This window comes from Thermogemmatispora sp. (assembly GCF_019683755.1).
Classification (GTDB): Bacteria; Chloroflexota; Ktedonobacteria; order Ktedonobacterales; family Ktedonobacteraceae; genus Thermogemmatispora.
This window is the reverse complement of sequence record NZ_JADGHT010000186.1, coordinates 1-8,916: the sequence shown is the minus strand read 5'-3', so window position 1 is coordinate 8,916 and position 8,916 is coordinate 1. Positions and strand designations below refer to the sequence as shown.

At 64.4% G+C, this 8,916-nt stretch carries 9 protein-coding genes; 3 read left to right on the top strand and 6 right to left on the bottom strand.

What is annotated here, in order from left to right; all coding sequences use genetic code 11:
* The 6 genes from IRZ24_RS12565 to IRZ24_RS12540 form a co-directional block, all read right to left on the bottom strand.
* On the bottom strand, window positions 1-441 hold a 441-nt coding region (locus tag IRZ24_RS12565), incomplete at its 3' end, for an alpha-L-fucosidase (protein WP_366914284.1).
* Window positions 442-618: 177 nt separating this feature from the next.
* Window positions 619-3,630, bottom strand: coding sequence for a GH116 family glycosyl hydrolase (locus tag IRZ24_RS12560; RefSeq protein WP_297164755.1), 3,012 nt, complete (start codon window positions 3,628-3,630; stop codon window positions 619-621).
* A gap of 178 nt (window positions 3,631-3,808) precedes the next feature.
* Window positions 3,809-5,107, bottom strand: a complete 1,299-nt coding sequence (locus IRZ24_RS12555; protein WP_297164753.1) for a GTP-binding protein — start codon at window positions 5,105-5,107, stop codon at window positions 3,809-3,811.
* Window positions 5,108-5,777: 670 nt separating this feature from the next.
* Complete coding sequence (locus tag IRZ24_RS12550; RefSeq protein WP_297164751.1) at window positions 5,778-6,209, bottom strand: hypothetical protein; 432 nt, start codon at window positions 6,207-6,209, stop codon at window positions 5,778-5,780.
* Between the two features lie 806 nt (window positions 6,210-7,015).
* Window positions 7,016-7,345 (bottom strand): hypothetical protein, encoded by a 330-nt coding sequence (locus IRZ24_RS12545; protein WP_297164749.1) that lies wholly within the window; start codon window positions 7,343-7,345, stop codon window positions 7,016-7,018.
* An 88-nt stretch (window positions 7,346-7,433) separates the two neighbouring features.
* Entirely contained in the window at window positions 7,434-7,730 is a 297-nt protein-coding gene (locus IRZ24_RS12540) for a hypothetical protein (protein ID WP_297164747.1), read from the bottom strand.
* Between the two features lie 191 nt (window positions 7,731-7,921).
* On the opposite strand from IRZ24_RS12540, the gene IRZ24_RS12535 reads away from it, so the two are divergent.
* The 3 genes from IRZ24_RS12535 to IRZ24_RS19820 all read left to right on the top strand — a co-directional run bounded on the left by IRZ24_RS12535 (window position 7,922) and on the right by IRZ24_RS19820 (window position 8,780).
* Entirely contained in the window at window positions 7,922-8,140 is a 219-nt protein-coding gene (locus IRZ24_RS12535) for a helix-turn-helix transcriptional regulator (RefSeq protein ID WP_297164745.1), read from the top strand.
* Window positions 8,141-8,238: 98 nt separating this feature from the next.
* Window positions 8,239-8,535, top strand: a complete 297-nt coding sequence (locus tag IRZ24_RS12530) for a helix-turn-helix transcriptional regulator (protein ID WP_297164743.1) — start codon at window positions 8,239-8,241, stop codon at window positions 8,533-8,535.
* Window positions 8,536-8,555: 20 nt separating this feature from the next.
* Entirely contained in the window at window positions 8,556-8,780 is a 225-nt protein-coding gene (locus tag IRZ24_RS19820) for a helix-turn-helix transcriptional regulator (RefSeq protein ID WP_366914283.1), read from the top strand.
* Window positions 8,781-8,916: the final 136 nt, after the last annotated feature.

The following is an 8,916-nucleotide window of genomic DNA, read 5'->3' as shown; positions in this document are numbered from 1 at the left end:
GAGGCCGCGGGCGCGTACGGCTTCGGCTAGTTCGCCGATGATGTCGCGGCGCGGCCCCATGTCGACGGCGTTCCAGCGTGAGAAGCTGCAGCGGTACATGGCAAAGCCGTCGTGGTGTTCGGCAACGGGGACAACGAAGCGGGCGCCGGCTTCCTGGCAGAGGGCGGCCCAGGCGGCGGGATCGAAGCGCTCGGCGCGGAAGTGCGGGATGAAGTCTTTGTAGCCGAAGCGCTCGGGGGGGCCGTAGGTGGCCAGGTGGTGGCGGTAGGCCGGCGTGTCGGGCAGGTACATGTTACGGGGGTACCATTCGTTGTCGTAGGCCGGTACGGCGTAGAGGCCCCAGTGGATGAAGATGCCGAAGCGCGCGCCGGCGTACCAGGCCGGTACGCGGTAGGCGCGCAGGGATTGCCAGTCGGGTAGAAATGGCCCGGCTTTGGCCAGGCGGTCAAGGGCGTTGAGTGCTTCCTGCTGCTCGTAGCGTTGTGGTGGTTGCGCTTGCACGGAGAGGCTCCTCCTTATCCGTTCTCTTTGGCGGGCAACGGTGGCCGTCGCCCGCCGTTGCCCGCGCGCGACGCGGGAGCTGAGCGGAACTCAGCGGATACGTGGGAATATGTGGGACTAGAGGCGCACTTCCAGGGTCTGGCCGGCTTCGATGAGCACGGGCGGGTCGAAGAGCCAGCGCTCTCCCTGGCGGCGGCCTGCAATGGGGAGGCTGCCCAGCCAGACGACCTGTTCGCCGGGCGGGGTGCGCCGGGTAGGGGCTGCGCCGGGCAGGATCAGCTCACGCAGGCTGAGCTGCCCTTCGTACAGGTGGAGCAGGGTCCGCCCCTGGCCGGCGTGGTGCTCGATCTGGCCCCAGCAGCCGGGCAGGGTCAGCGGCTGCCGCCAGTGGCCGTCGGCGGGTTGCAGGCGCGGCTGCAGGCGCAGGGCCTGGCGTGGGGCGTCGTAGCTCAGGCCGCCCAGGGCCGGCCAGGCCAGCCAGATGCTTAAGGCCCGATAGTAGTGGCCGCCGCACTCTTGATGGTCCCAGGTCTGGCCGGCGCGCTCGTAGCGCGCGTAGACCTCGTGCATGATGGTTAAGCCTTCGCTGACGAGACCCTCTAGCAGCATCTGCACGGCTACGGCGTATTCGGTTCCCGACCAGACGCTGTCGGCCTGGTGGCGTGGGTCGCCGAGGGTCCAGTGATCTGGCTGGTCGGCCTGCTTGCCGGGCGGGAGCATGCCGTTGACGAGGCCGCGCCCGGGCACAAAGTTGTAGCGATAGATGGCGCGCAGGGCCGACAGGACGTGCTCGCGTGGCAGGATGTCGCCCAGGTCGAGCAGGCTGGCGTAGAGCTGGCCGCTGAGCTGGTCGGCCATACAGGACTGATTGCGCCGTCCGCTGCGCGGGTCGAACCACAGGTCGTAGTACTCGCCGTTCCAGAGCAGGCGCTCCATGCTGGCCTGGCTCTCTTGAAACTGGCGCTCCAGGTCGCGCGCGTAGTCTTCGTCGCCGAGCAGGTGGGCCATCTGGGCTGTGGCTTTGAGGGCCGCCAGCCAGATCGAGGAGACGTAAGCCGAGTAGCCGATGAAGTCCCAGGTATCGTACGTCTGGGAGGAGATGGCCGTCTCCGCGGGGGAGTGGTCGTAGTGGTAGGGAAGGCCGACTTTGAGTTCGTCGATGCGGCGCGCGTGCTCCACGGCGGCTTTGACCGCCGGCCAGAGTCGTTCGAGGGCGGCGCGGTTGGCGGTCCAGCGGTAGTCGCGCCAGACCTGCAGGGCGAATTTGGGCATCAGGTCGACCATGTGGTAGGCGTCGACGACGGCAAAGCTGCCGGGGAAGAGGTGCGGGATGCGTCCGCTGGCGTCGAGGCCGGTTTCGACGGCGATGGCCCGGTAGAGGGCCTGGCGTTGCTGGGGATCACGGGCTAGTTCCGGCTGGCGTTCGAGGCGGCGCCAGACGCGCTCTCGGTTGGGGGCGAAGGCTAGGAAGTATTCGTCGTAGCGCGGCGAGGCGGGCGTGAGCTGAAAGTCGGCGGTCATCCGGAGTTGGCGCTCTTCTAGTTCGGGGAAGAGGAGGGCGACGGCGTGGGAGCCGTAGTATGAAACGTCGAGGGTCTGCAGGCCGCAGCAGCCCAGGCCTTCCCAGATGCCAAAGCGTCCGTCGCGGACGAGCCAGGAGGATTTGACGAGGGTGGTGAGCTGGGCGTTGATGGCGTCGGCCAGCCAGTAGGGGACGCTGGCGCTGTATTGCAGGTCGTGGAAGGCGCGCGTACGGCTGTAGAGGGCGGGTCGCTCGGCGGCGACGTAGCGGGCTACGTCGAGGGCGTCGCTGAACCAGGTTTCGTAGCGGTGGCCCAGGTCGTCGCCGACGTTCTCGCCGCGGTGGTTGGGGAAGTACCAGGTGAGGAGAAAGGTCAGGTCGCGCTCGCTCCAGGGGGCCAGTTCGATGGTGGGACTGCTGATGACGCCGCGCGTCAGGCGGTTGGCGCGGGTGTTGATGAGGGTCGGGGCGCGCTCGCTGAGGAGGCGCGCCAGGGCGCCTAGCTCGCTGAGACGGGCGGCAGCCTGGGCCGGGTCGCGCTCGAGTTCGGGTCGCTGCTGGCGCTCGCGCTCGTACTGGGCACGCTCGTCGGGCGTCAGGTTGAGTTCGAGGAGTAAGGCCCAGCGCCAGCGCGGGTCTTGATAGTGGATGGGGTCGGCGGCGATGCGCGCTTGTAGCTCGCTGCGGTCGGGGACCAGGGCGCTGTCTACCATGCCGCGCAGGAGGCTGGGCAGTTGACCGTAGGCGCTGGCCGGGTCCAGTCCTTCGCGGATGATGCGCTCCAGGAGGGCGCGCAGGGGGTCGCCTCCGACGGGATCAGGGAGAAAGTGACCGCTGCGGGCCCAGCTCTGCCAGGCGTTGAGGTCGCCTACTTCGCGTAGCTCTGTGACTAGCTCGGCTCCGTCCTCTAGTAGGGCAAAGACCAGGGTGCCACGCGCCAGGGGATGGTCGACGGGCAGGTCGGCGGCGCTGAAGACGAGGGCACTCAGTCCGGGCGCTCGCTCGCTGCGCGTCTGGGGCTGGCCCTCTCCCTGGCTGAGGGCTTCCAGGGCGAAGATCTGCGGGATGATGCCCAGGAGCGCGATTTCGATGGCTTCAGGGCCGGGGTTGCTGAGGTGGAAGGTGAAGAAGGCCGCCGGTAGGGCCGAATGTTTGATGTCTCCAGGTATGAAGCTGGACCAGGCTTCGAGGCTGACGGCTATCGGTAGGGCCGGGTCGCGGTAGTCAAGCCAGGCAAAGGGGAATTCGCCGCGAAAGTCGATCTCTTGGACGCTTTCGACGTAGGACAGGATGTAGGTGAAGCGCGCTTCGCTCTCGCTGCGCTCGCGCAGGATGCGCACGACCGCCGGGGCCGCCTGGTCCTGGCCTGCGGCTCGGCTGGGCCGGGCGCGGATGGCGAAGAGGGTGTCGCCCGGTCGAACGGGGGAGCTGATCGGCGGACTCCACGGGGCACCGCGCCCGCTCCAGGGCGGATTGTTGAAGATTTGCCATTCGTGCAGGGCACCGTCGGCGCGGATCTCGATGCTGCCGGTGCCCAGTCCTCCCAATGGGATGCCTGAGAGCGGGGCTACTCCCCGCCTGCTTCGCGTTCGCGCTGCTGCTTTCATGCTCGCGTTCCTTGCTCCTTTTGCTCCTGTTGCTGCTGCCAGGTTGCTGTAGCGAGCGCCCGGCCTCTCTGTGGCCGGCGGCGCGGCAGTTGGGTCGGGGTGTTCTGCGGTTGGGTCGCCGTTGGGTCGCACCAATGGCCTCGCTCGCCAGGCCCGGTCTGCTTCTGTGCCGGTGCGCTCAGGAGGTCGGACCAGGGCCGCCGTTGCTTGCTCCTAAGCGGTATTGGGGTTGGGGCGGCGCCGGCTGGAAGGCGCTCAGCTCGTCGATGCTGGCCTGCAGGCCGCCCGGGGCCGCTTCCAGGACGGCGCGAACGTGCTCTTCGAGGACGGCTGGCGGGCCGTCAACGCGCGCATTGAGCAGCCAGATGGCGTCTTCGGGCACCAGGTGGGCGCTGCGTGCGTCCCAACTGATGGCCGCCGGCCCGGGACCACACAGGCTGGCTTTGATCAGTCGCCCGGCTAGTTCGGGCCGTTGGCCGTCCCGGTCGATACCCGGCGCTGGCTGCTCCGGCGCCCGCAGGCGAGGCTGCAGGGCCTGGGGGGCGACGAGGAGCTTGATATGGGCGATGGCGAGCCGCTCGCGCCTGAGACGCTCTTGTAGTTGGCTGAGTAGGGCCGTGGCCCAGTCCAGTACCTGGCTGGCGGCGCCGTTGGCGGCGCCGGGCGGCTGCGCTCGCTGCAGGCGTCCGCTGGCGTTGAGCCAGCCGAGCCGCGCTTCGGCCCGCGCGTAGCGCCCATAGTCGAGGTCGTCCAGACGGTGGGCTTCGGCGGTGCTGATGTGCGCTTCGTTGACGTCCTGCAGGAGATTATCGAGCCAGAGGGCCACGCTCTCGCGCCGGCGCGCCGTCATGGGTAGGACTGGTACCCCGGGACAGTAGGCCCGCAGCCAGTTGCGCAGAAAGAGCTGCTCGTCGCTGCTGAGGAGATCGCTTTTGTTGATCAGGAGCAGGTCACCCTCTTCGATCTGACGCGCGAAGAGATAGGCGATGTCGTCGTTGAGCAGGCTGAGGTCGCCGTGTCGGATCAGGTGGGAGAGACGCGGACCGTCAACGACGATGCTCAGACAGGCCGGACAGTAGCGCTCGCGATAGAAGTGCAGCAGGGGGAGGATGACGGTGGCCTGCAGGTCGGTGCAGCTCCCGACCGGCTCGGCCAGGATGACCTGCGGCTCAATGCGCCTCTCCAGGGCGGCGATGGCCTCTAGCAGCTCGCTGAAGCGACAGCAGAAGCAGCCGGCGGTGACTTCGGCCACCGCTGGACCTGCTCCCGTACCAGCCGCAACGGCTCCGCTTCCTTCCGGCTCGAGGCCGGCGACAGCCAGGGCGGTATCAACCAGGTGTTGCCCCTGGTCGTTGGTGATCAGGGCGACCCGCAGGCCGCGCTGACGCAGGATGGCGGCAGCCTGGAGCAGGAGGGTGGTCTTGCCCGCACCCAGAAAGCCACCGGCGATGATCAGCTTGGGCCTGGTTTCGTGCACTACGCTCCTCTTTCGTTGGTGAAGCGGCAGCTACTCCTTCTGCTGGACAGCGGGCCTGGCCCCGTCCAGGCACAGGTTACACGTTCAACACGGGCCAGCAGATTGCCCGCCACCGCGCGCGCTCTAGAGGAAAGGGTACCAGAGGCGCCTTCGTTCTGTCAAGTGGGAACGCTCCCAGGCTTGCCACTCCTCAGCTCAGGGTGATCACGAGCTGAGGGAATGACCCGCCCCGTTCGTGCTCGCCGCTGCCAGCTCCCGCGCTCCTCGCAAGATGAGCTGCCTCAGCGCTACTCAAGCGCGAAGAGGAGAAGACGAAAGAAGGCGCCGATCTTCATCGAGGGTGCAAGCAGGTAGCCAGACCGCTTGCATCTGGCCAGAAAGGACACAGCGACGGGTCCGGGGGCGCCGTGAAGGGGGTTACGGCGCTTGCCCGGCACCCGTCGCCGCGCCCGGATCAGAAGAGGGCGCTACAAAGAAGGGCAAAATGAAACAGGAGAGAGGTATCTGGCAGGTGAAAGAAACTGCTCACAACTTTCACACGGTGCAGCGAGGTATGACCATACCTCGCCTGGCTTGAGCAGGCCGGGCCTCAAGGCTCTCCGGCGCTCACACGGTCATCGGCGCTCGACTGCACCAGCGCGCTACCTCAGTGCCTCCTTTTTCGTTTGCGTTAGAGAATGCACCACGGCTCACCGTCAAGCTGCGGGTAGTCGCGCTGATGGATGCGCTCAGCACACTCAGGGCAGCAGGCGGTGAAGGCGATGGCCGCATATTCCAGTACCTTATGCAGGCAGAGATCGCTAATGATACGCGACTGCCATTTTTCGGGCAAATAGCGATATTCCTGGACGACGTAGTCGCGCAGCTCCTGGGCCAGCCGGGCGGGCATACGCAAGCCATAGCGATGGCTGGTCAGGCGACCACAAATACAGGGGGCCGCGGCCTCCGGAGCCGGCCCCTGGCCAGGGTTAGTGCTGACTCTGGCCGCCGGCTGAGGCGGCTGGCCGGCCTGGGCCTGGTCCTGGTCCTGATGCGGGTTCTGGCTCGCGCTTTCGCGGTCGCTCTTGCCAATGAGGGCGGCGCGCCTTGTCTGCTCTTGCATGATAGGTTTGCTCCTTTAGCTCTCTCACTGCAGACGGCGTGACTGACCTGGCATGGTATCGGCGCAAGGACGGGTAGCCGGGTCAGATCGGAGCGGCGTCAGCGCCGGTCAGGTAGTCCCTGACGGCAGGCCCTGCGGTACCTGGTGCCCCGATGCCCCAGCGACCTGCCATCCTGACTACTCTGGCCGGATAGCTCGCCGCCCTGGCCAAACTGGCGCTCTGCAGTTGGGCCAGGCAGAGCCAGGATCAGCCTGTCCGACCTCTCTTGACCCGTCACCCGCAGCTCTCCTTGCTTCTTCTCCTGCTCCTCCCTTCCACCATCCCTGATGCCGCGCCTGGACACGCGGCCCCTACCACACTGGACGTGGCCGGGTCGGCGACAGGCCTTCCCTGCGCGCTGGGGAGCTGCCACAGTCTGGACGATGGCCCCGGGCTGCCACAGCGCCGGTGCCAGGGCCAGAGATAGGGCCAGCGCCAGGCCACCAGCAAGCCAGGCCAGACTGCGCCCCAACGGCCCGCCCACGCGTCGCGAGAGCCGCGAGCGGGCCGGGGGTGATGGCTCGCAGGAAAGGAGCGTCGATACGCGACCACGATGCGCCCGGTATCCCTCCGGGCCTTGCCAAGGCTGCGCCTCATGCCGCTCTCCTCGCCGCGGCTGGCCCCGGGGCTGGCCTCGCCGTTCGGCCCCGACCTGGCCGGGCTCGGTTCAACAGAGCCAGGCCGGAACCCTCCTGACGAGACTTCCCCGGAGACCACCCCTCAGGCGAGTTGGCCACAGGTGCATCCAGTTGAGCAAGGAAGAATCTCAAGGAAAGGCATCGAACCGGGATCGTTCCCCCCGCGCTAAGGGGTGGGTGAGCGCAACGTCCCGTCTGCTCGTTACTCTCTGGCGCTCCATCCCTACCCCCGGCGCTCCAGGCGCGGGCGGCAGCAGGCGAAAACGATAGAGCAGGTCGCGCCGGCTGCCTTCTGCCTCCCGGTACCAAATCTGCACCTCCACTGGTATGATGACGTAGCGCTTCAGCCGCCGGCAGTGCGCGATCAGTTGGTATGGCCAGCGATATGCTCCTGCCAACACCCCTGGCTGGCTGAGGCCCGTCCTTCTCGGATGGACAATCTCTAGTTCGTATCCCATAATTCACGGTGCTCTTAAGTTCATTGTACTCGCAGGGCAATAGCAATGAATCGGCGTTCTTTATGCATCTTTTGTCATGATTTAGTCACTATAACGACTCACCGAGACGCTCGCCATCCTCTCCAGGGTCCGTCTCTGCCGCCCTCTCCCCCAGCGGCCTCCTCACCCTCCTCGCCCCCAGGCGCAGTACCTCCTTCCCCTCTCGCTCCACAACAATGGTAAAGGGGTCAAAGGCCGGCTCGGCGCTGAGCCGCTTGAGAATCTGCAGCACACAGCGCTCACAGCTCGCTGGCAGCAGAAAAAGGTCTCCTACCTCCTCGCAGTAACAAATCACCAGGTACGGCGCCCTCCCCTTCCCTCTCCCTACCGGCGGCAGGCCCATCATTCACCTCCGAGTTCGTTTAGACCTCACTCATCAAGATCACGCTTTAAGCATACCATCAAAAAGTCACGTAATCAAGTCATTCTATTAAGTCATTCAAAGAAGTGATGCAAACAAGTAAGTGCGGGTATTGGGCAACTACGCTATACTCGCTACGTGAGCGCTTCTGAGAGAAAGCTCATACGAGCGGGAGCATGTACCGATTGCGGGTTAAAGAAGTCATTGAGGAGCAAGGCAAGACAGTGGGATGGGTTGCAAGAAAGGCAGGGTTGTCCGATTCCGTAGTCAGAAGAATGGTTAAAGATCCTGGCTATATGCCGCAGGTGAATACCATCATGCAAGTAGCTCGGGTGCTCAAGTGCCGAGTTGAAGACCTCGTCGAGTACATACCCGATGAGAACGAGGTGGAGTAAGTTTCCTCTGAGAGCTGATCACATCAGTACATCAGCACATCGGCATTGGTACCCATAGCGTGGGTTAGAAATCATGCTCATATCAAGCAAGAATTTTTATGTATCGACTTAGGGTGAAAGAGGTTATTACGGAGCTAGGAGTTACTCAGAGCTGGCTGGCGCGCAATACAAAGATTAACGAGTCTATGATCAGAAGAATGGTGCACGATCCCAAGTATATGCCTTCAGCAGCCACCCTAGCTCAGGTAGCCAAGGCTCTGCATGTTCCGATGGAGGAGCTGCTAGAGGAGCTTCCTGATCCGCCTCCTCCATTCCTGCAAGGGAGTACTGCGGGAAAATCAATCGACCAAATGAATAAAATCCAGGAAGAAGGGCAAAAAATTAGGGATATTTAGATTCTAGCATGGATAGCTGAATGTACCGTCTTCGAGTTAAAGAGGTTCTTGAGGCAAAAGGGATTTCTCCTAGCTGGGTCATTCGCCATACTAGCTTGGCGCCCTCAATAGTCAGGCGTATGCTCCACGATCCAACCCATATGCCGAAGATCTCAGAACTAGCAGAGGTCGCTAAGATACTGGGGGTACGAATAGAAGATCTCATTGAAGAGATCCCCGACCCTTTTCCTCCCTTTGGAGACTGAAGAGCAAGCATAACATTCCTCCTTGGGGGCAGTGATCGTTAGCACAAAAGCGCGCCTGGCCAGCGGAACTGGCAATCCGCGGACCCACCGCCCCCCCTTTAAACACCGAGGTAGGTCTATTTAAGATATAAAAAAA

Coding starts and splice junctions, on each gene's coding strand:
- IRZ24_RS12560 (WP_297164755.1), bottom strand. CDS start 3,630: ATGAAAGCAGCAGCGCGAACGCGAAGCAGGCGGGGAGTAGCCCCGCTC.
- IRZ24_RS12550 (WP_297164751.1), bottom strand. CDS start 6,209: ATGCAAGAGCAGACAAGGCGCGCCGCCCTCATTGGCAAGAGCGACCGC.
- IRZ24_RS12545 (WP_297164749.1), bottom strand. CDS start 7,345: ATGGGATACGAACTAGAGATTGTCCATCCGAGAAGGACGGGCCTCAGC.
- IRZ24_RS12540 (WP_297164747.1), bottom strand. CDS start 7,730: ATGATGGGCCTGCCGCCGGTAGGGAGAGGGAAGGGGAGGGCGCCGTAC.
- IRZ24_RS12535 (WP_297164745.1), top strand. CDS start 7,922: ATGTACCGATTGCGGGTTAAAGAAGTCATTGAGGAGCAAGGCAAGACA.
- IRZ24_RS12530 (WP_297164743.1), top strand. CDS start 8,239: ATGTATCGACTTAGGGTGAAAGAGGTTATTACGGAGCTAGGAGTTACT.
- IRZ24_RS19820 (WP_366914283.1), top strand. CDS start 8,556: ATGTACCGTCTTCGAGTTAAAGAGGTTCTTGAGGCAAAAGGGATTTCT.